At 61.9% G+C, this 22,065-nt stretch carries 20 protein-coding genes; 11 read left to right on the plus strand and 9 right to left on the minus strand.

Annotated elements, in window-relative coordinates:
* Nucleotides 1–13 precede the first annotated feature (13 nt).
* From AC07UR_RS28410 to AC07UR_RS28425, 4 genes are all read left to right on the plus strand, one after another.
* Nucleotides 14–898 (plus strand): carbohydrate ABC transporter permease, encoded by an 885-nt coding sequence (locus AC07UR_RS28410; protein WP_209789977.1) that lies wholly within the window; start codon nucleotides 14–16, stop codon nucleotides 896–898.
* Nucleotides 895–1,752 (plus strand): carbohydrate ABC transporter permease, encoded by an 858-nt coding sequence (locus AC07UR_RS28415; protein WP_173423005.1) that lies wholly within the window; start codon nucleotides 895–897, stop codon nucleotides 1,750–1,752. Before AC07UR_RS28410 ends, AC07UR_RS28415 begins: the two co-directional genes overlap by 4 nt.
* Nucleotides 1,753–1,787: 35 nt before the next feature.
* Nucleotides 1,788–3,017, plus strand: a complete 1,230-nt coding sequence (locus AC07UR_RS28420) for an ABC transporter substrate-binding protein (RefSeq protein ID WP_173423004.1) — start codon at nucleotides 1,788–1,790, stop codon at nucleotides 3,015–3,017.
* 87 nt (nucleotides 3,018–3,104) lie between these two features.
* Nucleotides 3,105–4,238: an ABC transporter ATP-binding protein gene (locus AC07UR_RS28425; protein WP_209789976.1), complete on the plus strand. Its 1,134-nt coding sequence runs from the start codon at nucleotides 3,105–3,107 to the stop codon at nucleotides 4,236–4,238.
* 128 nt (nucleotides 4,239–4,366) lie between these two features.
* On the opposite strand, the gene AC07UR_RS28430 is transcribed toward AC07UR_RS28425, so the two are convergent.
* Nucleotides 4,367–5,842, minus strand: a complete 1,476-nt coding sequence (locus AC07UR_RS28430) for a M81 family metallopeptidase (RefSeq protein WP_234903101.1) — start codon at nucleotides 5,840–5,842, stop codon at nucleotides 4,367–4,369.
* A 29-nt stretch (nucleotides 5,843–5,871) separates the two neighbouring features.
* Complete coding sequence (locus tag AC07UR_RS28435; protein WP_209789974.1) at nucleotides 5,872–6,363, minus strand: hypothetical protein; 492 nt, start codon at nucleotides 6,361–6,363, stop codon at nucleotides 5,872–5,874.
* A 113-nt stretch (nucleotides 6,364–6,476) separates the two neighbouring features.
* Between AC07UR_RS28435 and AC07UR_RS28440 the strand changes: the two genes are divergently transcribed.
* The 6 genes from AC07UR_RS28440 to AC07UR_RS28465 all read left to right on the plus strand — a co-directional run bounded on the left by AC07UR_RS28440 (nucleotide 6,477) and on the right by AC07UR_RS28465 (nucleotide 13,254).
* On the plus strand, nucleotides 6,477–6,866 hold the full coding sequence (locus tag AC07UR_RS28440) for a RidA family protein (protein WP_173423000.1): 390 nt from the start codon (nucleotides 6,477–6,479) through the stop codon (nucleotides 6,864–6,866).
* Nucleotides 6,867–6,891: 25 nt separating this feature from the next.
* Nucleotides 6,892–7,755 (plus strand): MurR/RpiR family transcriptional regulator, encoded by an 864-nt coding sequence (locus AC07UR_RS28445; protein WP_077501810.1) that lies wholly within the window; start codon nucleotides 6,892–6,894, stop codon nucleotides 7,753–7,755.
* Nucleotides 7,756–7,776: 21 nt separating this feature from the next.
* Complete coding sequence (locus tag AC07UR_RS28450; protein WP_209789973.1) at nucleotides 7,777–8,553, plus strand: SDR family oxidoreductase; 777 nt, start codon at nucleotides 7,777–7,779, stop codon at nucleotides 8,551–8,553.
* 25 nt (nucleotides 8,554–8,578) lie between these two features.
* Nucleotides 8,579–10,498, plus strand: a complete 1,920-nt coding sequence (locus AC07UR_RS28455; protein ID WP_209789972.1) for a beta-N-acetylhexosaminidase — start codon at nucleotides 8,579–8,581, stop codon at nucleotides 10,496–10,498.
* Between the two features lie 11 nt (nucleotides 10,499–10,509).
* Complete coding sequence (locus tag AC07UR_RS28460; RefSeq protein ID WP_209789971.1) at nucleotides 10,510–11,952, plus strand: M81 family metallopeptidase; 1,443 nt, start codon at nucleotides 10,510–10,512, stop codon at nucleotides 11,950–11,952.
* Between the two features lie 87 nt (nucleotides 11,953–12,039).
* Nucleotides 12,040–13,254, plus strand: coding sequence for an MFS transporter (locus AC07UR_RS28465; RefSeq protein WP_209789970.1), 1,215 nt, complete (start codon nucleotides 12,040–12,042; stop codon nucleotides 13,252–13,254).
* Between the two features lie 84 nt (nucleotides 13,255–13,338).
* Here the strand turns inward: AC07UR_RS28465 and hutU are convergent, their stop codons facing one another.
* Genes hutU through hutI form a run of 4 tightly spaced genes read right to left on the minus strand, consistent with a single transcriptional unit; the run spans nucleotide 13,339 to nucleotide 18,611 of the window.
* Complete coding sequence (gene hutU / locus AC07UR_RS28470; protein ID WP_057218298.1) at nucleotides 13,339–15,012, minus strand: urocanate hydratase; 1,674 nt, start codon at nucleotides 15,010–15,012, stop codon at nucleotides 13,339–13,341.
* A gap of 2 nt (nucleotides 15,013–15,014) precedes the next feature.
* Nucleotides 15,015–15,833, minus strand: a complete 819-nt coding sequence (gene hutG, locus AC07UR_RS28475; protein ID WP_209789969.1) for an N-formylglutamate deformylase — start codon at nucleotides 15,831–15,833, stop codon at nucleotides 15,015–15,017.
* Nucleotide 15,834: 1 nt separating this feature from the next.
* Nucleotides 15,835–17,370, minus strand: coding sequence for a histidine ammonia-lyase (hutH, locus tag AC07UR_RS28480; RefSeq protein ID WP_209789968.1), 1,536 nt, complete (start codon nucleotides 17,368–17,370; stop codon nucleotides 15,835–15,837).
* Nucleotides 17,367–18,611 (minus strand): imidazolonepropionase, encoded by a 1,245-nt coding sequence (gene hutI, locus AC07UR_RS28485; RefSeq protein WP_209789967.1) that lies wholly within the window; start codon nucleotides 18,609–18,611, stop codon nucleotides 17,367–17,369. The genes hutH and hutI overlap by 4 nt, the downstream gene beginning before the upstream one ends.
* A gap of 459 nt (nucleotides 18,612–19,070) precedes the next feature.
* Here hutI and AC07UR_RS28490 point away from each other — a divergent pair, with 459 nt between their 5' ends.
* Nucleotides 19,071–19,271, plus strand: a complete 201-nt coding sequence (locus AC07UR_RS28490) for a hypothetical protein (RefSeq protein WP_209789966.1) — start codon at nucleotides 19,071–19,073, stop codon at nucleotides 19,269–19,271.
* A gap of 280 nt (nucleotides 19,272–19,551) precedes the next feature.
* Here AC07UR_RS28490 and phnN read toward each other — a convergent pair whose 3' ends face one another.
* The 3 genes from phnN to AC07UR_RS28505 are packed head-to-tail and all read right to left on the minus strand — an operon-like array spanning nucleotide 19,552 to nucleotide 21,984.
* Nucleotides 19,552–20,139 carry a phosphonate metabolism protein/1,5-bisphosphokinase (PRPP-forming) PhnN gene (gene phnN / locus AC07UR_RS28495; protein ID WP_209789965.1) on the minus strand — a complete coding sequence of 196 codons (588 nt, stop codon included), beginning with the start codon at nucleotides 20,137–20,139 and terminating at the stop codon, nucleotides 19,552–19,554.
* On the minus strand, nucleotides 20,136–21,275 hold the full coding sequence (locus AC07UR_RS28500) for an alpha-D-ribose 1-methylphosphonate 5-triphosphate diphosphatase (protein WP_173422990.1): 1,140 nt from the start codon (nucleotides 21,273–21,275) through the stop codon (nucleotides 20,136–20,138). The genes phnN and AC07UR_RS28500 overlap by 4 nt, the downstream gene beginning before the upstream one ends.
* Nucleotide 21,276: 1 nt before the next feature.
* Nucleotides 21,277–21,984 carry a DUF1045 domain-containing protein gene (locus AC07UR_RS28505; protein WP_209789964.1) on the minus strand — a complete coding sequence of 236 codons (708 nt, stop codon included), beginning with the start codon at nucleotides 21,982–21,984 and terminating at the stop codon, nucleotides 21,277–21,279.
* Between the last annotated feature and the right edge of the window lie 81 nt (nucleotides 21,985–22,065).

Genomic DNA, 22,065 nt, shown 5'->3' on the forward strand with positions numbered 1-22,065 from the left:
GAGGAGAAGCGGGATGAGTGTTCAACGCAGCACGATCATCTTCGCCTGGATCCTGCTTTTGCCCGCCGTGCTCTACGTCACGGTCATCGTCGCCTATCCTCTCGTCGATACCTTCATCCTGTCGTTTACCGACGCCTCGCTGAAGAAGACGACGAACTGGGTCGGCTGGGTCAATTACGACAAGATCTTCAACGAAACCTTCGCCGAGGTCATCTTCCGCACCTTCGTGTGGACCTTCTTTTCGGTCTCGATCAAGATGATCATCGGGGTCTTCGGTGCGACGATGCTGAATGCCGCCGTGCCCGGGCGCGCGCTTTTCCGCCTCCTCACCATGCCGCCGTGGATCGTGCCGATGGCCATCGGCATCTTCATGTGGGGCTGGATGTACAATGGCCAGTTCGGCATGATTTCCGGCGTGTTGCAGAACTGGGGGATCATCGACGGACCGATCGCTTTCCTGGCCCGCGGTTCGACCGCCTTCTGGGCGACGATCGTCACTGACGTCTGGATCGGCGTGCCGCTCGTCACGCTCTACATGCTGGCAGCGATGCAGGCGATCCCGCAGGACCTCTATGAGGCCGCGTGGACGGATGGCGCAGGGCGGTTCTACCGTTTCCGCCGGATCACGCTGCCGCTTCTTGTTCCGTCGCTGATCACCATGTCGATGCTGTCGTTGATTGCGACCTTCAATTCCTTCGACATCATCTGGATCCTCACGCAGGGCGGCCCCAACGGCGAGACCACCACGATGATCATCGATACCTATCGCACCGCGATCGGCTCGAAGAAATACGGTGAGGGCGCGGCGCGCGCCGTGCTGATCTGCATCTTCCTGTCGATCTTCTGCTTTGCCTATTTCCGCGTTACCAGCCGTCTGTCCGCGGGGGAACAGAAATGAGCCAGCCTGCCCTGATCAACCGCTATCGCTGGTACGAACTCGTCGCCATCTATGTCGGTATCTTCGTGTTCCTCGCCTTCATTCTGGCGCCGTTCGTCGAAGGCTTTATCGTATCCTTGAAGCCGCTGAGCCTGCTTTTTTCATCGCCCTACAAGTTCTGGCCCGAGAACGCTTCTTTTGCGGCCTACTTCACCATGTGGGAGAGCGTGCCAGGCTTTGCGCGCTACATCTTCAACTCCTTCTTCATATCCACCATCGTGACCGCGATCGTGCTGATCCTGGTCATCCCGGCGGCTTACGCTTTTGCCCGCTTCAAATTCCGCGGCAGCGGGCTGCTGCTCGGGGCGTTTCTGGCCGTAAACATGTTCTCGGGTGCGGTTCTTCTCATCCCGCTCTTCCGGCTGATGCGCAGCTTCGGCGTGCTCAACACCTATCTCGCGATGATCATGCCGGGCGTTGCCTTCCTGATCCCGTCGGCGATCTGGCTTTTGCGCACCTACATGATGCGCATCCCGCGCGAACTGGACGAGGCCGCCTTTGTCGATGGCGCGAGCCATTTCTATACCCTGCGTCGCGTGATCCTGCCGATCGCCATGCCGGGCATCACGGTCGTCGCCATCACCACCTTCATCGGCGCCTATGCCCAGCAGTTCATCTACGCGCTGACCTTCAACTCCAAGACCGAGTTCATGCCGCTGCCGGTCGGGCTGTTTGCCTATTTCGGTCGCCAGGAAGTCATCTGGAACGAACTCATGGCCGCAAGCTTCGTCGGCATCGCGCCGGCGGTCGTCGTGATCTTCCTCCTACAACGGTATCTCGTCAGCGGCCTGACCGCGGGCGCGGTGAAACAATAAGACCAACCAACCACCAGAGAACGGGAGCATAAAAAGTGTCAATTCAATTCAAGACAGGGGTATTCGCGCTCGCCCTGCTCGGCTCGACCGCACTCGGCGGCGTTGCTGCCCAGGCTGCCGACCAGGAGATCAGCTGGATCTACTGCGGCGACACCATGGATGCGGTGCATGCCAAGTACATCAAGCAGTGGGAAGAAAAGAACCCAGGCTGGAAGGTCACGCCGGAAGTCGTCGGCTGGGCTCAGTGCCAGGACAAGGCGACGACGCTCGCCGCCGCCGGCACGCCGGTCGCCATGGCCTATGTCGGCTCGCGCACGCTGAAGGAGTTCGCCCAGAACGATCTGATCGTGCCCGTGCCGATGACGGACGAGGAGAAGAAGACGTACTACCCCAACATCGTCGACACGGTGACCTTCGACGGCAACCAGTGGGGCGTTCCGGTCGCCTTCTCGACCAAGGCGCTTTACTGGAACAAGGACCTGTTCAAGCAGGCTGGCCTTGATCCCGAGAAGCCGCCGAAGACCTGGGCTGAAGAGATCGAGTTTGCCAAGACGATCAAGGAAAAGACTGGTGTCGCCGGCTATGGTCTTCCGGCCAAGACCTTCGACAACACGATGCACCAGTTCATGCACTGGGTGTACACCAACAACGGCAAGGTGATCGACGGCGACAAGATCGTCATCGACAGCCCGGAAGTTCTGGCGGCGCTCCAGGCCTACAAGGACATCACGCCCTATTCCGTCGAAGGTGCGACCGCCTACGAACAGAACGAGATGCGGGCCATCTTCCTCGACGGCAAGGTTGGCATGCTCCAGTCGGGCTCAGGTGCCGCCGTGCGCCTGAAGGATACCAAGGTCAACTGGGGAGTCGCGCCGCTGCCGCTCGGCCCCTCGGCCAAGGGCGAGGGCACGCTGCTGATTACCGACAGCCTGGCGGTGTTCAAGGGGTCCGGCGTCGAAGAGAAGGCGATCGAATTTGCCAAGTTCATAACCTCGCCCGGTCCGCAAGGCGAGTATGAGCTTCAGGGCGCTGCCGGCCTGACGCCGTTGCGGCCGTCGCCGATGGTCGACGAGTTCGTCAAGAAGGATCCCTATTGGAAGCCGTTCATTGACGGTATCGCCTTTGGTGGTCCGGAGCCGCTCTTCACCGACTACAAGGGCTTCCAGAACGTCGTCATCGCCATGGTCCAGTCGGTCGTGACCGGTCAGGCAGAGCCGGCCGACGCCCTGAAGAAGGCGGCTGGTGAACTCGAAGAGTACAAGTAAGTTCATCGGGCCGCGGATCTTCGGTCCGCGGCCCTGACCAATCCGTTACGAACGGGCCGCTTCCAGCCGGCGGCCGGAGACAGTTTCTTGGGACAGCTCAATCTCAATACGGTTCAGAAATTCTACGGGACATTCGAGGTGCTGAAGGGCATCGAACTCGAAGTCAAAAACGGTGAGTTCGTCGTTTTCGTCGGACCTTCCGGTTGCGGCAAGTCGACATTGCTCAGGATGATAGCCGGTCTTGACGAGACCAGCTCGGGGGACATCCTGATCGATGGCAAACGCGTCAACGACCTGCCGCCGGTCAAACGTGGGATCGCCATGGTGTTCCAATCCTATGCGCTCTACCCGCACATGACCGTCTTCGAGAACATTGCCTTTCCGCTTCGCGTAGAAAAGATGCCGGAAGAGAAACTGAAGGCCAAGGTGGAGCATGCAGCGCGCATCCTCCATCTCGACCAACGGCTGCAGCAAAAGCCCGGAATGCTGTCTGGCGGCCAACGCCAGCGGGTGGCTATCGGCCGGGCGATCGTGCGCGAACCGAAGATCTTTCTGTTCGACGAGCCGCTTTCGAACCTCGATGCGGCGCTGCGCGCCGACATGCGCATTGAACTGGCGAAGCTGCATCGGCAATTGCAGGCTACGATGATCTACGTCACGCACGACCAGGTCGAAGCGATGACGATGGCGGACCGGATCGTCGTCCTCAATGCCGGTGAAATCGCTCAGACAGGCGCGCCGCTCGAACTCTACCACAAGCCTGCCAACATCTTCGTTGCCGGTTTCATCGGCAATCCGAAGATGAACTTCCTGGCAGTAACCTGCACGGCCGTCAGCGATGTCGGCGTGGAGGTCGACTACAAGGGGCAGGCTGTTGTCGTTCCGGTCAGGCCGCATGCCGGTCTGGTCGGACGGACATTGACGCTGGGCGTGCGGCCCGAGCATATCTTGCTCGGAGCCGGCGACCTGTCTCTGTCTGTCACGCCAACGGTTATCGAGCGTCTCGGCGCCCACACCGTTGCCTACGCCGCGATCGGTGGCGAAGGCGAGAACTACTGTGCGATGCTGCCGGGCACGGTTGCCATTCGCCCCGAAGAACAGGTGCTGACGGGCATTCGTGCCGCCGATTGCCACCTGTTCGACGAGGCGGGTATCGCGCTCGAGCGGCGGGTGGAACTCACGGATATCGACATGGAGTTGCTCGATCCGGCTGCGGCCTGACGATCACTCCCAATGCAATCGGCCGCCGTCCCTGATCGGGACGGCGGCCTTTTCATATGCAATTGAACAAGGCTTGGTCGAAGGGCCCCCTCTACCGAGCGGCCACCGTAGCAGGGCCGCGAGCGGGACTAAGCTGCGCCTTTCTCGAGGCCATGCGGATCTGCAACCTTTGGCCAGATATTCCGGGGCGCGCGCAGATAGGCAGTCTTGGCGGGATTGTTCGGGTAGGGCGTTCCGGCCGAGCAATAGAGGATCTGCGCGGCGATCTTGGAGAACGAGGCGTAGAAGTGGTTGGTCGATTTGATGACCAGGATGCTTTTTGCCTGCGGTTCGATGCCCATCACCGAGAACAGGCTCGGATCGAAGCTTTGCGCTCGCGTCGAGTTGAGGATGATGTCGATGCCGCGATAGGAAATGAGGGCCGCGTCGCCGAAGGGAGCAAAACTCTCGCCGAACTGCATCTCCGCGTTGCGTACCAGCTTGATGACCTTGACGATGCCATCGACCGGGTTACCCGTTCCTGGCGCTGACTTGGCACCAAACCGCAGCGGAATTTCAGCCCCTTCGCCGGCGGCCATGCAGATCTGTACGGCCATCGGATCCCAAATCGTTCCGACAGCGGCGTTGGTCGCGCCTTGCGCCAGCAATTCTTCGAGCAGCACGGTCGCGTCGCCCGCTGTTCCTCCGCCCGGATTGTCCCAGACATCGGCAATTACGACCGGACCTTCGGTGGCCGCCAAGGCCTCGGCAACAGCCTGCTTCTCATCGATCTGCGGCATGATGAAGGTTCCGCGCTTCGAAAAGAGTTCGAGCCCGAGTTCCCGTGCCAGCGTTTCGCCTTTCTCCGGCTTGCCGTTGGTCACGGCAAGCACCTTCGTCCCCATTTCGGGGACATCGCCGGCCATGAAACCGTGCACAACCGACAGCGACAGGACGTCCGGATCCTCTGCCTCGATGCGGATCAATTTGTCGACGAACGAGCGCATGGGTTCACGCGACGTCGGATAGACGTCGATCATGCGGCAGTCGAAAACGGACATCACCGGCGTGACACGGCCTTCAAGCGTATCGATGGCGATCCGCCAGAGATCTTCCGCTCGATCGACGAAGTCGGTGTGCGGAAACTCTTTGAAAAAGACGAAGAAGTCCGCCGCCGAAACGCGCTTTGCGGTGAGGTGGCTGTGCGGGTCCAGTTCAGCGCAGACGAGAACGTCGGAACCGACGATCGCGCGAATGCGGGTCAGAAGATCGCCCTCGGGATCCTCGTAGCCGTCGGCGACCATGGCGCCGTGCAGTCCCATGACAACGGCATCGACAGGCAGTGCGGCGCGCAATTGATCGAGAATTTCGTCGCGCAGACCCTCATAGGTCTGGCGGTTGACGAGGCCGGCCGGATCCGCCCACGTGGCGGTACCCTCGATCAGCGTCCAACCCTTTTCCGCTGCGATGCGGCGGCCGACCGTGAGCGGGGCCGTACAGAGCGTCGGCGTCTCCGGATGCTCGCCCGGTGGTGCATAGAGCGACGCCTCGAAGGCACGACGGTCTATGCAGATGGGAGAGAAGGTGTTGGTTTCCGTCGCAAGCGCCGCTGTGAAGATCCGCAATGCCGTTGCCTTTCCCGTGCGTCGCTGGTTCAAGCCGATCCCATCGGGTTCGGCAGGTAGCCGGTGAAGCCGGAAATCTTCCAGCGTCCCTCGTGCAGGCGGCAGCAATAAACCGTCTGCCATTGCATCACGTCGAAGCTGCCGTCCGACTTCTTCAACCCGCCATCAAACTTCTTGCGCGCGAGCGCGACGTTGCCATTGACCTCGATGTCCTCAAGCGTCGTCGTGGTGAAGATTGCGGTGCGCGTGTCTTCGGCGAAAGAAAGCCCAGCGAAGTCTTTCGCCTGGCGCAACCACTCGTCGCGATAGGCGACAAGCGAGGGAAAGGTGAGGCGCCAATCGTCGGGATTGGTCTGGCGACGTCCGTCGATGCCGATGAAGCCCTCTTCGACAAAATCGCCTGATACCATCGACCAATCGGCAGAAAGAAAAGCGTCGATGTCACGCGGAACCAGCATCTCCCAGATGGCATGGCGCGCGGTGTCGGAGGAGGGGAACGGATTGAGGAAGGGATCCCGCATGTTTTCGCCCTAAACTGAAATTCTTTTCATGAATGGTGTTTTTCTCTGGCCAAATTCAGCTTTCTATGGTCATTTGTCAACGATTAAAGAAAATAATTTGCACGAAGGCACACATGACCATCAAACGGTATGGCACTGAACAAGTCGGTGCGGGCGGTAAGCCATTACCCTTTGCGCGCGCCGTGGAAGCGGACGGTTGGCTGCACGTTTCCGGCCAGGTCGCGATGGAAAAAGGCGAGATCATCGAGGGCGGTATCATTCCGCAGACGCACAAGGCGATCGCCAATCTTCTGGCCATTCTGGAAGAGGCCGGATACGGTACCGAGCATGTGGTGCGTTGCGGCGTTTGGCTCGACGATCCGCGTGACTTCTGGACTTTCAACAAGATCTATCAGGAGTATTTCGGTGCGCATCCACCGGCCCGGGCCTGTGTCCAGTCGGCGATGATGGTTGATTGCAAGGTCGAGATCGACTGCATCGCCTACAAGCCGAAGGAAGGCTGATAGACCCTAAGGACATCAGCAGGCGATGGATATTTTCGCGACACTTCAGGAAGAAAAAGGCCGGCTCTCACAATCTGAGAACCGGATAGCCGACATTCTTCTGAATGACTTCGAGTTCGCGGTGAATGCGTCGATCATCGAGCTGGCCGGCAAGGCTGATGTTTCTCCCCCCACTGTGACGCGCTTCTGTCGGCGGCTCGGCTGCGACAGCTTTTCAGACTTCAAGGTGCAACTGGCGCGCACCGCCTATATCGGCATGCGCTATTTGAAGCCGGAGCCGAAGAGCCGCGAAACCGGTGATGTCGCTCAGGACATCATCACCAAGGCGCAAAATGCGCTGTTCCTCCTGCATCGCTCGCTCGATCTCGCGGCGATCGAGCAGGCTGTCGAGCGGATCGCGACGGCTGAAATGATCTATGCCTTCGGTTCTGGCGGCAACTCGTCGATGATTGCCAGCGAGTTGCAGAACCGGCTCTTTCGCTACGGCCTGCGCGTGACCGCCAGTTCGGACCACAGCATGCAGCTGATGATGGCCGCCGCCGCTCGTCCGACCGACCTTTTGATCGGTTCTTCCTTTTCCGGCCGCAACGCCGAGTTGGTGCGCGCCTTTACGCTGGCGCGCGAGCTGAAGGTGCCGACGATTGCGCTGACCCAGAGCAACAGCCCGGTCGCGGCTGCAGCGACGATCACGGTTCCCGTCGATTTGCCCGAGGGCAACAACATCTATCGCCCCACCTCCACACGCATCGCCTATCTGGCGCTGCTCGATATCCTCTCCAGCCTCGTTGCCTACCGGGTTCAGCCGCAGGCGACTGTCACACTTCGGCGCATCAAACAACAGCTGGTGACCCACCGCGACGGTGACGACCGCCAGCTGTTGGGAGACTGACCTGCCGCGAAAGGTTCCCGCATGACGCACTCCATCGCCATCGTCACCGGTGCAGCCGGCGATATCGGCCGCGCAATCGCCAAGCGCCTTGGCGAGGATCATGAGGTCGTACTGCTTGCAGACATCGACAGCGGCGCTGCCGAGAAGGCTGCGCGCGAGATCGGCGACGGCAAGCGCTTCATCGCGGTGGCCTGTGACGTGACGGATGCGACAAGCGTCGACAAACTGGCCGCCACTGCGAGAGAGCGGGGGATCGTGCGAACGCTCGTCAACAATGCCGGTGCTGCGCGCGCCGTCAGCCTGCACGACACGACGCCGGATATCTGGCGCATGGACAATGCTCTAAACCTCGAGGCAGCCTTCCTGTGCTTCCGCGCCGTGGAAGACATGCTGAAGGAAAGCCGCGGGTCGGTGGTCAACATCGCCTCCGTCAACGGCATGAATGTCTTCGGCCATCCGGCCTACAGCGTTGCCAAGGCCGGCCTGCTGCACCTGACCCGCCTCATCGCCGTGGAATACGGCAAGTTCGGTATCCGCTCGAACGCCGTTTCGCCGGGCACCGTGCGAACGCAGGCATGGGAGGTGCGGGCCGCCGCAAATCCTCAGGTCTTCGAGGAGGCGCGCCGCTGGTATCCGTTGCAGCGTATCGTCAACCCTGACGATGTCGCCAACGCCGTACACTTCCTCGCCGGTCCGATGGCCGCGGCGATATCGGGCGTATGCCTGCCGGTCGATTGCGGGCTGACCGCCGGCCAGGCGGAGCTCGCGCGAACCTTCTCGCAATCAAGCCACTACTGACTGTAAGTCTTCTGGGAGGAAGAACATGACGCCGGTTTCCTATCGTTTCGAAGCGTCCTGGCAGCCGGATGGCGGCGCATTTGGCCGGTTCACCTTTACGCTCTTCAATTTTTCGGAAGCGCCGCTTAATGGCTTTCGTCTGGTCTATACCTCGTTGACGCGCGTCATCGTTCCTGAGGCCTGCGAAAACGCGACGTTCCTGCGCCGCAATGCCAATTTTCACGAGTTCGCGCCGCCGGCGGGCTTGACCCTTGCCCCCGGCGAAAGCTGGACGTTTACGGTGAGCGGTCTGCATCGCAACGCGAAGCATTGCACTGATGGTGCGAAGTCGGCCTATCTCACGCTTGCAAGCGGCAAGCATGTACCGATTGCCGTCTCCGATCTGCTCCTTGAAAATGCGATCAGCGAGCCGCCGCCTCCGCGTTTGCCCGAAGGCAAGCTTGACCTGCCGTTTTCGATGCAGCCGTGGCCGGCGCAGATCGATGCATGGGCCGGTGACAGCTTTCCTGTCGTGCTCTACCCGGCACCCGGTGCAACGCCTGATGACGTTGCGGCAGTCGGCAGCGTGCTGGCGCTGTTTCATAGGCTGTTTTCGGAAGGGCACGCTCCGTTTAGCCTAGTCGCCTCTGGCCAGGGGCGGGCGATCGTCTTTTCAAAGAATGCGGCACTCGCGCCCGAAGCCTACGATCTCAGCTTTTCTACAAAGGAGATCGGCCTTGCCTATGGTGGTGCGGCCGGCCGGCAATACGCGCTGACGACGCTCGCGCAATTGCTGAATGGCGCGCGCACGCATCCGGAAAAATTCCGCTTTCCGGCGCAGGGCAAGATTTCCGACGCACCGCGCTACGGCTGGCGCGGCTGCCATCTCGACGTCTCCAGGCAATTCTACCCGACGTCTGATGTCTCCCGGCTCATCGACATTCTCGCCTGGTTCAAGCTCAATATCTTCCATTGGCATCTGACGGATGACGAGGCCTGGCGGCTCGAGATCAAGGCGTTCCCGACCTTGACGACGCTCGGTGTCCTGCGCGGTCCGGATGAACCGCTGCTGCCGCAACTCGGCAACGGCGCCGAGCCGGTCGGTGGATTTTACAGCCAGGACGAGGTGCGGGCCTTGGTCGCTCAAGGCGCAGCGCTTCATGTGGAGATTGTGCCGGAGATCGACATTCCCGGCCACAGCACGGCCACGCTCGTTGCGCTACCTGATCTGACGGACGGGCAGGAGGCGCCGGAGAGCTATCACTCCGTCCAGGGCTACCCGAACAATGCGCTCAATCCGGCGATCGCCTTCACCTATGAATTCCTTGAAAAAGTCCTCGACGAAATCGTCGAGCTGTTTCCGAGCCAGTACATCCATATTGGCGGCGACGAGGTTGCCAACGGATCCTGGCTTGCCTCGCCGCTGGCAAAGAAGCTGATGGAGAAGGAAGGACTTTCCGGCACATTTGCGTTGCAGTCCTTCTTCCTGAACAAGGTCAAGCAGATGCTGACGATGCGCGGCCGCAAGCTTGCCGGCTGGAACGAGGTTGCCCATGGCGGCGGCGTTTCGACCGAGAACACGCTTCTGATGGCCTGGGAGCGACCGGAGGTCGGCATCGAGCTTGCGCGTGAAGGCTATGATGTCGTGATGACGCCTGGGCAGGCCTATTATCTCGATATGGCGCAGGCGGATGCCTGGCAGGAGCCGGGCGCGAGCTGGGCCGGCACGGCGACGCCGGCACACACCTATGGCTACGAGGCTGAAGGGGAGTTTCCGGAAGAGTTGAAGCCGCGCATGAAGGGCGTTCAGGCCTGCATCTGGTCGGAGCATTTCCTGTCGCGCGGCTATTTCAACCGCCTGGTCTTCCCGAGGCTTTGTGCCATTGCCGAGGCCGCATGGACCCCGAAATCCGCCAAGGACTGGCAGCGCTTTGCCGCGATCGCTCCGATGAGCCCAAAACTGTGACAGGAGCTTTCATGCGCATCGCCGTCGGCGGTATTCACACAGAGTGCAGCACCTATTCGCCGGTGCTGATGGTCCCCGAGGATTTTCGGGTCCTGCGCGGCGCCGATCTGCTTGAAGCAGAATATTTCGATTTCCTCGACGCCGAGGGTGTCGAGCATCTGCCGCTCATACACGCCCGTGCCGTGCCCGGCGGGCCGGTTTCGCGCCCAACCTATGATGCCTTCAAGGCAGAATTCCTCGAGCGGTTGCAGCAGGCCTTGCCGATCGACGGGCTCTATCTGGCCATGCATGGGGCAATCAAGGTCGACGGCATGGAAGACGCCGAGGGGGACTGGATCTCGGCAGCGAGATCTGTCGTCGGGCCGGATTGCCCGATCGCGACCAGCTACGACCTGCACGGCAATGTCAGCCAGCGCATCATCGACCGGATCGACATCTTTGCAGGTTACCGCACAGCGCCGCACATCGACACGCGCGAAACGATGATCCGCGCCTGGACGATGCTCGTTTCGGCGCTGCGCAGCGGCACCCGACCGGGTGTCGCCTGGGCGAAAATCCCGGTCTTGTTGCCGGGAGAATGCACCTCGACCGAGGATGAGCCGGCCAAGAGCCTCTATTTGCAGCTGCCCGACATCGACGCTCGACCGGGTGTGCTCGATGCCAATCTGATGGTCGGCTATGTCTGGGCGGACGAGCCGCGTGCAACGGCCTGCGCCGTGGTTACCGCGACCGACCAGGCCGCCGCGGAGCAGGCAGCCGTTGACATAGCAGCATCCTACTGGGCGGAACGTCGCAATTTCCGCTTCGGTCCGGTCACGGGGCCGCTGGATGCTATGCTCGATATCGCCGAAAAGGCGACGACAACCCCGATCATCCTTGCCGACTCCGGCGACAACCCGACCGGGGGCGGCGTTGGTGACAGGGCGGATGTGCTGAAGGCCCTGCTTGCGCGCGGCTGGCGCGGCGCGCTCATCGCCGGTATCGCCGACCGTCCCGCAGTCGATGCCTGCTTTGCCGCCGGTGTCGGCGAAACGCTGATGCTGAAGATCGGCGGCAGCCTCGACCCGGCAAGCCCGGTTGCGGAAATGCTGGTGGAAGTCGTGCGGCTTGACGACCCCGGTCCGGAAGATGAGCGCCAGGCGGTGGTGCGTGTCGGCGCGATTGACGTGGTGCTTTCAGCGCGACGTCGGCCCTACCACAACATCGCCGATTTCAGCCGTCTCGGGCTGGACCCCGGCACTGTTCGGCTGCTGGTGGTCAAATCCGGCTATCTTTCACCGGAACTGGCCCCGATCGCCAATCCCAACCTGATGGCCTTGACCGATGGCGTCGTCAATCAGGACATCGCTGGCCTTGCAAGCCTGCACCGTCAGCGCCCCGTCTTTCCCTTCGACGAGGAGTTCGCGTTTTCGCCCGAGGCAAAGCTCTCGGCGCGGTGGGCGGAATCGGTCTAAGCGGTTTGCCATGATCCAATCGCCGGCGAGATCCGCCGGCGCCAAGCCCTCCTTCAGAAATCGCATCCTTCGCGGACGTGCATCATCATGACTTCCACGCTTCTCAGCGCCATGCGCAACCCGGCCATGCGCGTCAGCATGCTGGCGATCTTCCTGTTCGGTTTCGCCGGTGCTGCGACCTCGCCCTATCAGTCGGTGGTCGGCATCAACGAGCTTGGCCTCAGCGATGCGCTCTATTCGCTGCTGATCCTCGTTGCCTCGACGGTGAATGTCGTGGTCAGTGTCTCGATCGGCATCCTGGCCGACCGTGTCGGCAACTATCGGCTGCTGATGTCGTCGGCGATCCTGTTCGGCGTCGTCGGCTACGGCATTGTCTACGCGATGCCGAACCAGACGAGTTTTGTCGTCAGCGTCCTGTTGCTGCTGCCGATCTACGGCGCAGTCTATACGCTGCTTTTCGCCAATGTGCGCAGCATCGCCCGGCGGATGAGCGGCCACGATGCGGCATCACTGACGACGGGTGCGCGGGCCGCCATCTCGCTCGCATGGGTTTTGGTCCCCGGACTGGTCGGTTTTGCGCTGGCCGGCGGAGACAGCATGCTGCCCGCCTATCTGCTCGCCTGTCTCGGCTGTGCCGTTAATCTGCTGATCGTCTTCTTTTCACTCCCGAATGAAGGCGGCGCCGATCCGGCGCTGGGCAAGCGGCTTTCATATTGGACGTCGTTCCGGGAGATCTTGGCGCCACGCATTTTCCTGCGCGTGATCGCCGTGGCAACCATCACCTCGACCCTTCACGTCAATGGCGCCGTTCTGCCGTTGATCATGACCGACGAGATCGGCGGAAGCGTCACCGACATAGGCATCATCGTCGGCATCGTCGCCTTACTCGAAGTCGTTTTCATCCTCGTGTGGGCGCGCATCCAGATGGACCTTGCTCCGTTCAAGGCTTTGGCGCTGGGGACGGTTATCTATATCGGCTATATGGTGTTGCTCGGCTTCTCGACGGCCACGTGGCACATCTACGCTCTCAGTCTGATCAGCGCCTTCGGCGCCGCCGCATTGATTACCATCCCGATCAGCTATCTTCAGGAGTTGATTGCCGACCGGCCGGGACTGGGAAGTTCTCTGATCGCTGTGAACATCTTCCTGAGCGGCGGGCTTTGCGCCGGACTTTTTGCACTGGGCACGAGGATCAGCAATTACTCGGGCACTGCGCTGCTTGGCGGTGTCGCCGGACTTGCCGGCCTGGCGCTTTTGCTGGTGCTCGACGGCAATCGTAAGACCGGTAACGCCACGGCGTAAAATTTCGAAATTTCAGCCGCCTATGGCTGAAAGTTCATCTTGCTCAAAAGAAAGGGGCGCCTTTCGGGCGCCCCTTGTCGTTCGTCAGTTGCCGAGGATGCCCGGCAGGCGCAGGCCCTTGTCCTTGGCGCAGTCGAGCGCGATGTCGTAACCGGCATCGGCGTGGCGCATGACGCCGGTCGCCGGGTCGTTCCAGAGCACGCGTTCAAGCCGCTTGGCTGCATCGTCGGTGCCATCGGCGCAGATGACCACGCCCGAATGCTGCGAAAAGCCCATGCCGACGCCGCCGCCATGGTGCAGCGACACCCAGGTGGCACCCGACGCGGTGTTGAGCAGTGCGTTGAGCAGCGGCCAGTCAGAAACGGCGTCCGAGCCGTCCTTCATCGCTTCGGTTTCGCGGTTCGGCGAGGCGACCGAGCCGGAGTCCAGATGGTCGCGACCGATGACGACTGGCGCCTTCAGTTCGCCGTTCCTGACCATTTCGTTGAAGGCGAGGCCGAGGCGATGGCGGTCGCCGAGACCGACCCAGCAGATGCGCGCGGGCAGGCCCTGGAACGAGATGCGCTCGCGCGCCATGTCGAGCCAGTTGTGCAGATGGGTGTTGCCGGGGGTCAGTTCCTTGACCTTGGCATCGGTCTTGTAGATGTCTTCCGGGTCACCCGAGAGGGCCGCCCAGCGGAACGGACCGATGCCGCGGCAAAACAGCGGGCGGATATAGGCCGGCACGAAACCGGGGAAGGCAAAGGCGTTTTCGAGGCCTTCTTCCTTGGCGACCTGGCGGATGTTGTTGCCGTAGTCGAAAGTCGGGATGCCCATATCCTGGAAGGCGATCATGGCTTCGACATGCTCGCGCATGGAAGCGCGCGCAGCTTTTTCGACAGCCTTCGGATCGCTCTCGCGCTTGGCCTTCCATTCGGCCATGGTCCAGCCCTTGGGCAGGTAGCCGTTAACTGGATCGTGCGCGGAGGTCTGGTCGGTGACCATGTCAGGACGGATGCCGCGGCGGACCATTTCCGGCAGGATTTCTGCGGTGTTGCCGAGCAGGCCGACGGACTTGGCTTCGCCGTTCTTCGTCCAGCGAGCGATCATCTCCATCGCTTCGTCGAGCGTTTCCGCCTTTTCATCGACGTAGCGGGTGCGCAGACGGAAGTCGATCGAATCAGGATTGCACTCGACGGCAAGGCACGAGGCGCCGGCCATGACGGCTGCCAGCGGCTGTGCGCCGCCCATGCCGCCGAGACCGCCTGTCAGCACCCACTTGCCCTTCAGGCTGCCGCCATAATGCTGGCGGCCGGCCTCGACGAAAGTCTCATAGGTGCCCTGAACGATGCCCTGCGTGCCGATATAGATCCACGAGCCGGCCGTCATCTGGCCGTACATGGCGAGGCCCTTCTTATCGAGCTCGTTGAAGTGGTCCCAGGTCGCCCAATGCGGCACCAGGTTGGAGTTGGCGATCAGAACGCGCGGCGCATCCTTGTGAGTGCGGAAGACGCCGACCGGCTTGCCGGACTGGACCAACAGTGTCTCGTCCTCATTCAGGTCCTTCAGCGTCTCGACGATCTTGTCGAAATCGGCCCAGGTACGGGCGGCGCGGCCGATGCCGCCATACACCACCAGCTCGTGCGGGTTTTCCGCGACGTTCGGGTCGAGGTTGTTCATCAGCATGCGCAGCGGCGCCTCGGTCATCCAGCTCTTGGCGTTGAGCGTGGTGCCCTGCGGGGCGCGCACGTCGCGAATGTTGTGGCGCGGATTGTTCATGTTCATGCCTCGCTCCCTGTCAGCGTTTTAAGGTCGAATGCGGTGTTCTCGATGCGTTGAAGGATGGCCCGAAGCGGTACACGCAGGCGTTCTGCCTTGCTCGCGTCGAGCGCAAACGGCGGCTCTTCGGCGGCAAGGTGGGTCGATTGTGCCAGTTCCATCTGGATGGCGTGCACGCCGGTTTCGGGCCGCCCGTAGTGCCGGGTGGTCCAGCCGCCCTTGAAACGACCGTTGAGAATGCTTGTGTAACCCTCGGCCGAAGCGGCGATATCGACGGCGGCCTTCTCGATTTCAGGCGCGCAAGTGCGGCCCATATCCGTGCCGATGTTCAAGTCCGGCAGCTTGCCGTCGAACAGGAACGGGATATGCGAGCGGATGGAATGGCAGTCGTATACGATGGCGATGCCATGGATGGCCTTCACCCGCTCGATCTCCGCCAGAAACGCGGCGTGATAGGGCGCATGGAATTGGCGTAGGCGCTCCGCCGTGTCGGCCTCGGTCGGGGCTGCGCCATCCTTCCAGATCGGCAACCCGTCAAAGTCGGTTTCGGGAATGAGCCCGGTGGTATTCTGCCCGGGATAGAGGCTGACGTTCTCCGGGTCGCGATTGGCGTCGATGACATAGCGGTGGAAGGTGGCGCGCACGACGGTGACGTCAGGCAGCAGCCCTTCGTAGAGCTTGTGAATGTGCCAGTCGGTGTCTGCGAGCAGGCGACCGGTGTCGTTGAGGCGCTCCCAGATCTCGGCCGGCACATCCGTGCCGGTATGCGGAAAGCCGAGAATGACCGGCGAGGTGCCCTGACGAACTTCGAAGACGCTCATCTCAGGCTCCCAGTTTCGGCAGAATGTCGCTGGAAATCGCGGCATTCAGCGTGCCAGAGGCGACCAGTTCGCCGGCAGCCTGCAGATCGTCTGCCAGGTAACGGTCTTCCTCGATCGTCGCCGAGACGGCACGCAGGGCTGCGGCAGCCTTCTGAAGTTCGGGGCTTGTGGCGAGCGGCGCGCGGAACTCAACGCCCTGTACCGCCGTCAGCGCCTCAATGCCGATAATCGAAAACAGGTTGTCGGTCATCTGCAGCAGGCGGCGCGCGCCATGGCAGGCCATGGAGACATGGTCTTCCTGGTTGGCCGAGGTCGGCGTGGAGTCGACCGAGGCCGGGTGCGACAGCTGCTTGTTTTCCGACATCAATGCTGCCGATGTGACCTCGGCGATCATCAGGCCGGAGTTGAGGCCGGGCTTCTTGGCGAGGAAGGCCGGCAGGCCGTAAGACAAAGCCGGATCGACGAGAAGCGCAATGCGCCGCTGCGAGATCGCGCCGATCTCGCAGACTGCGAGCGCGATCTGGTCGGCGGCAAAGGCAACCGGCTCGGCATGGAAGTTGCCGCCGGAGACCACGGAATTGTCGGAAAGCACCAGCGGGTTGTCGGTGACGGCATTCGCTTCGATTTCGAGCACGCGCGCGACCGATCGCAACAGGTCGAGGCAGGCACCATCCACCTGCGGCTGGCAACGGATGCAATAGGGATCCTGCACCCGCTCGTCGCCTTCGATATGGCTCTCGCGAATGGCCGAGCCCGACAGGAGCGCGCGAAGGGCGGCGGCCGTGTCGATCTGGCCCTGATGGCCGCGAAGTGCGTGAATATCGGGATGGAACGGGGCCGAAGATCCCATCGCCGCATCGGTGGACATGGCGCCGGTGACAAGGGCTGCCTGGGCGGCGCGGTGGGCGCGGAAGAGGCCGGCAAGCGCCAGCGCGGTGGAGGTCTGCGTGCCGTTGATCAGCGCCAGCCCTTCTTTGGCGGCAAGCACGACCGGCGTCAGTCCTGCCTTGGCAAGGGCCTCGGCGCCGGACAGGCGGGCACCCGCGAAGAATGCTTCACCGTGGCCCATCATGACGGCGGCCATGTGGGCGAGGGGCGCCAGGTCGCCGGATGCACCGACAGATCCTTTTTCCGGTATCACCGGGATCACGCCCTTTTCGAGCATCGCTTCGATCAGGCGTACCAGTTCGAGCCGGACGCCCGACGCGCCGCGGCCGAGGGAGACGAGCTTCAGCGACAGGATCAGGCGGACGATGTTTTCGGCAAGCGGCTGGCCGACGCCGCAGCAGTGCGACAGGATCAGGTTGCGCTGCAGGGTGGCGACATCGGCGCTATCGATCTTGATCGAAGCCAGTTTGCCAAAGCCGGTGTTGATGCCATAGACCGGCGCATTGCCGGCAACGATCTCGGCGATGCGGCTGGCGGCCTTTTCGATGCCTGCGTCGAAAGATGGATGTAGGCGGGCAGGTTCGCCGGTCCAGTAGATGGCCTCGAGATCCTCAAGCGGAACCGAGCCCGGATGCAGAATGATGGTCATGGACCGGTCCTTTCGCCCCTAAAGATGCGCGTATGAAGTGGATTGAAGCCGATGCGGTAGACGAGTTCGGCCGGGTCTTCGATATTCCAGAGTGCGAGGTCGGCCGACTTGCCGACTTCGATAGTGCCGGTTTCACCCAGGAGCCCGAGCGCACGCGCCGCCTCGCGGGTGACACCGGCGAGGCATTCGGCAACGGTCAGCCGGAAGAGGGTCGCCGACATGTTCATGGTGAGGAGCAGCGAGGTGAGCGGCGAGGTGCCCGGATTGCAGTCGGTGGCGATTGCGATGCGCGCACCGGCGTCGCGCAGTGCCTGAACCGGCGGCAGACGCTCTTCACGCAACGCATAGAAAGCACCGGGCAAAAGCACGGCGACCGTTCCGGCCTTGGCAAGCGCTGCTGCACCTTCGGCGTCGAGATATTCGAGATGGTCGGCGGAGAGCGCACCGTATGACGCCGCGAGCTTAGCGCCGCCGAGGTTGGAAAGCTGTTCGGCGTGGAGTTTGACTGGCAGGCTGAGTGCTCTGGCGCGATCGAAGACACGAGCGATCTCGGCGGTCGAGAACGCGATGCCTTCGCAGAACCCATCCACTGCGTCGACCAAACCTTCGGCATGGGCCGCGTCGAGGCCTGGCAGAACCACGTCTGTGATGTAGTCGCCGTTGCGGCCCTTGTATTCCGCGGGCGTCGCATGGGCGGCGAGGTAGCTGGTGACCACGCGCACCGGTCGAAGCGTTTCGAGCTTGCGGGCGGCGCCCAGCATATTGAGTTCGGCCGTAATGTTCAGCCCGTAACCGGATTTGATCTCGACGGTCGAAACGCCTTCAGCAAGCAGCGTGTCGAGGCGCGGTAGGGCGCTTTCGACCAGCTGATCGACGGTCAGTGCATTGGTCGACTTCACCGACGAAACGATGCCGCCGCCGGCGCGGGCAATATCTTCATAGGTAGCGCCTTCGAGCCGCATCTGGAACTCGCGGGCACGGTTGCCGCCATGGACGAGATGGGTGTGGCAGTCGATGAGGGCGGGCGTCATTACCCGGCCTTGGCAATCGGTCGCTTCAAGGCTGTGTGCGAGTTCGGCGGGCAGTGCGTTCTCCGGCCCTACATAAGCAATGCGTCCATCGACAACTGCTACGGCCGCGTGCTCGACGAGGCCAGCACCTTCGGCGGTTTCGCTGAGCGTCACAAGGCGCGTGTTGCGCCAGAGTCCGGATGCCGGCTTGCGGGTCGAGAGTTCGTTCATAAGGTCGCCTCCACTGAATATAATGTATATACATATTAACTTGCTTCACAAGAGGAAATTTGGGAAGCCGGCTGAAAAGGAAAGAGACCGTGGCGTGGAAACGAGGCCTTGGCCACCGTTTCGAAGTTGAACTGGCGACGCTAGCTTTTTGATCTTTGGGAGAATTCCCGTTGCGTTTGGCGGGCGGACTCCAACCGGAGAGTAGTCCGCACATCGCGGTCGAACAGCGCCTTGGCGAGCGGCACCGTCAGTTCGGTGAGCACCTTGTGTTACTGAACTTCGCGGATGATCTCTCGACCTGACTCGGGCCACAGACGTCGGGTTCGCCAAAGCACGCGGTATCACCCGAGATGAAGTCATCGCCGTCATCTTCCCTGATTGGGCGATCGGCCAGGGGTGATGCCGTTGCCTGGCACCAGCAAGGGTTGATAAAACGCGTCCGTCGTGTACGGTCACGACATGCAGAACGATAACCGCTCAGAGATCAGGAAGGCGATTTCACTTGCCTTGGGAGCCGCAATGGCGCTGGCCGGCGCAGCTGGCTTCCTGTGGATGTTCTTCTTCGTGGTTGAGCCAGTCAAAATCCTGATCTGGATGGCGCCGATCGGCGTCATGGCGACCGGGATTGCCATTCTCTACGATGATCTGAGAAAATCGTGATCTGTTTGTAGCCGGCAGCTCGCTGCTGCAAAGCTTTGTCGAATGCGTTGCAAACGCTCCTCATGTCGTTTGCCACCTGTGGTTTGCGCTGCATCAGGTTGGGCTTGATGTTTAGGTCCCGATCTAAGTCCGCAAGTTGCTTGTGCGTTACGAAGAAAGCCCCGAAACGCGACGGGCGTCGGGGCTTCGTTCTGTCTCTGGTTCGCGGCAGTTACCGAATTGCTCTGACGAGACGATGCGTGCTGCGGCTCAAATGCGTGGCCTTCCCATCCTGTGCTCGCTAGGCCGCATGATCCGCGTCGATACGCAGCCGCTCAACGAGTTCGACAAAGCGGTTGCCGGCGATCTCCAGCCTGCCGCTGTTGTCGATCACGCTGACGCCGGGGCCCGAGGTGACGTCGGGTGCCTGGCGGCTGAGACGTCGCAGCACCTCTTCCTCGCTCTCGCGACCGCGTTCGGCAAGCCGCTTAGCGAGCACCGAGGCTTCCGCCGTGACGACGACGACGGCGATGTCGCCGAACGTTTCCCTGAACGCCGGCAGAGCGCCGCGGCTGCCGTTGACGATCGCCGTCATGCCGGCCCTGACATTCTGAAGCACTGCTGAGGGGATGCCGTATTTCAGGCCGTGCGCATCCCAGAAGACGGCGAAGGCGCCGTCCTTCTGCATGTCCAGAAAATCGTCTTCCGAGACGCTTTCATGCACCTCGCTGCCGGCGTCCGACGGGCGGGTGATGACGCGCCGGACGAAATGCACGTCGTGACAGTCGGAAAAGTGCTGGGCGGCAAAACCCATGACGCTGTCCTTGCCGGCGCCGCTCGGGCCGACCACGACGACGAGTGCGCCGCGCCTGCGTTCGAACGCACTCATGCGACGCGCCGGCCTTCACGCCAGACCGAACGCACGACAGGAATGCCTTCCTGTCGGTGAACCCGCGAGATATCGGCGCGCAGGCCGACGGCGATGCGACCGCGATCGTCAAGGCCGACTGTGCGAGCCGGCGTCGCACTGACCATGGCAATCGCCTTCGGCAGGTCGATGGCCTCAAGTTCGTCAGCCAGCACGAACGGCGCGTGGATCAGGCTGAACGGCACATAATCCGACGAAAGCACGTCGAGCACGCCGCGGTCGGCCAGATCGCGGGCGGCGATGTTGCCCGAATGCGACTTGCCACGCACGATGTTGGGTGCGCCCATCAGCACGCTGAGACCGGCGCGATGGGAGGCTTCGGCCGCTTCGAAACTCGTCGGGAATTCGGCGAGCTTGATGCCGTAGCCGATCGATTCGTCGACATGGGCGATCGTGGCGTCGTCGTGGCTGGCGATGGTGATGCCGCGCTCGGCGCAGGCCTTGGCAAGGGCGTCGCGGTGCGGGCCGGCATACTTCGCCGAAAGCGCCTGCTGGCGCGCGACGAACTTTTCGAACTCGGCATCTGACAGGCCGCGCTTGGATTTGTAGTAGAGCGTGTACTGGTCCATCGTCTGGAACTGACGCTGGCCCGGCGCGTGGTCCATCAGCGATACCAGCTTAACCTGCGGGTCGTTCTGGAAGTCTTCGTAGTGATCGAGCACGTCCGAAGTGGAAACCTCGCAGCGCAGGTGGATCAGGTGGTCGGCGCGCAGGCGACCCTCTTGCTGGGCTTGCGCCAGCGCGTCGGCCATGCTGCGCATCTCGCCCTTCTGGAAACCGCCGTCCTCGTCTGAGCCGAGGCGCAGGCAATCGAACACGGTGGTGATGCCTGACGTGACCACCTGCGCATCATGGGCCTGGATCGCCGCGATCTTCAGCCAGCGAACGCCCGGCCGTGGCGAATAGTGCGCTTCCAGATGGTCGGTGTGCAGTTCGACGAGACCCGGTAGCAAATAGTCGCCTTCGAAGTCTTCGCCGGTGCTTACAGTGCCCTTCGAGATATCGGCAATCTTGCCGTCGCGGATCAGCACTGAACCGTCGAGGATGCTGTCCTCGAGAACGATGCGGGCGTTGGTCAGGACTTGTTCTTTGCTCATCTCATGCGATCTTTCGTTGTGTCGCGCCGCCAAGCGGCAGCAGGGAATGGACCAGGAACGGTGCGCCACGGTGCGGCTCGACGAAGAGCGCAACTGACGTAACGTCAAGCGGGTCGCCGATATGATCGGCAAAAGTGCTATCGAGCACGGTCCGCATGGTTTTCGCTGTCTCGGTGGGGACGGGCCCGGTCAGCGTCAAGTGGAACTGGAATTCTTCGAAAACATAGGGATATCCCCATTTTTTCAAGTATTCTCTCTGTCGCTCCGGCAATTTTTCCGGATTGCGCCGTGCCATGTCAGCCGCCGACAGAGGTGCCCGGAACGGCTCGAAATACTGGACGGCTTGAGCCGCCAAATTCTGCAGCGGCTCGCAATGGGTTGCAGAGACGAGCGCGAAGAAGGGGCCGAGTTGATGCAGTGTCAGTTCCGGTATCTCGAAAGGTTCGACATCTGCGGCAAACGCTTCAAACGCTGCGACCAGTTCGGCTTCGCTGCGGCCATCGGCAAGGGCGAAGGGAGCCTTGAGGGTGCCATGAAAACCATAGCGTCGGGGGTCGGCCGTCAATGCGTGCCGCGTGTCGGCATCGAGATCGGCCAGTGCCGGAAATTCACTGGTCTCGCCGGTAAAGGCGTCACGGCCAAGCCAACGGGCCGCCGTCTGCGACAGCCGGTCATCCGCCGGCGGCGCGAAGTAGATTGCATAACGCACGGTCTTCACTTTCTTGTATCGACCGGCCCGCCAGGACGGCGGGTCGATTGTTCGCGGGACGCGATGCGCAGCTAGCCGATT

The sequence above is a fragment of the Ensifer sp. GW821-FHT05G01 genome (genome assembly GCF_059419585.1).

Excerpts from the sequence above, each read along its gene's own strand:
- hutI (WP_209789967.1), bottom strand. The coding sequence starts at position 18,611 with ATGAACGAACTCTCGACCCGCAAGCCGGCATCCGGACTCTGGCGCAAC.
- hutU (WP_057218298.1), bottom strand. The coding sequence starts at position 15,012 with ATGAACAATCCGCGCCACAACATTCGCGACGTGCGCGCCCCGCAGGGC.
- AC07UR_RS28460 (WP_209789971.1), top strand. The coding sequence starts at position 10,510 with ATGCGCATCGCCGTCGGCGGTATTCACACAGAGTGCAGCACCTATTCG.
- AC07UR_RS28455 (WP_209789972.1), top strand. The coding sequence starts at position 8,579 with ATGACGCCGGTTTCCTATCGTTTCGAAGCGTCCTGGCAGCCGGATGGC.
- AC07UR_RS28415 (WP_173423005.1), top strand. The coding sequence starts at position 895 with ATGAGCCAGCCTGCCCTGATCAACCGCTATCGCTGGTACGAACTCGTC.
- AC07UR_RS28450 (WP_209789973.1), top strand. The coding sequence starts at position 7,777 with ATGACGCACTCCATCGCCATCGTCACCGGTGCAGCCGGCGATATCGGC.
- AC07UR_RS28440 (WP_173423000.1), top strand. The coding sequence starts at position 6,477 with ATGACCATCAAACGGTATGGCACTGAACAAGTCGGTGCGGGCGGTAAG.
- hutH (WP_209789968.1), bottom strand. The coding sequence starts at position 17,370 with ATGACCATCATTCTGCATCCGGGCTCGGTTCCGCTTGAGGATCTCGAG.
- AC07UR_RS28500 (WP_173422990.1), bottom strand. The coding sequence starts at position 21,275 with ATGAGCAAAGAACAAGTCCTGACCAACGCCCGCATCGTTCTCGAGGAC.
- AC07UR_RS28445 (WP_077501810.1), top strand. The coding sequence starts at position 6,892 with ATGGATATTTTCGCGACACTTCAGGAAGAAAAAGGCCGGCTCTCACAA.
- AC07UR_RS28435 (WP_209789974.1), bottom strand. The coding sequence starts at position 6,363 with ATGCGGGATCCCTTCCTCAATCCGTTCCCCTCCTCCGACACCGCGCGC.
- hutG (WP_209789969.1), bottom strand. The coding sequence starts at position 15,833 with ATGAGCGTCTTCGAAGTTCGTCAGGGCACCTCGCCGGTCATTCTCGGC.
- phnN (WP_209789965.1), bottom strand. The coding sequence starts at position 20,139 with ATGAGTGCGTTCGAACGCAGGCGCGGCGCACTCGTCGTCGTGGTCGGC.
- AC07UR_RS28465 (WP_209789970.1), top strand. The coding sequence starts at position 12,040 with ATGACTTCCACGCTTCTCAGCGCCATGCGCAACCCGGCCATGCGCGTC.
- AC07UR_RS28490 (WP_209789966.1), top strand. The coding sequence starts at position 19,071 with ATGCAGAACGATAACCGCTCAGAGATCAGGAAGGCGATTTCACTTGCC.
- AC07UR_RS28410 (WP_209789977.1), top strand. The coding sequence starts at position 14 with ATGAGTGTTCAACGCAGCACGATCATCTTCGCCTGGATCCTGCTTTTG.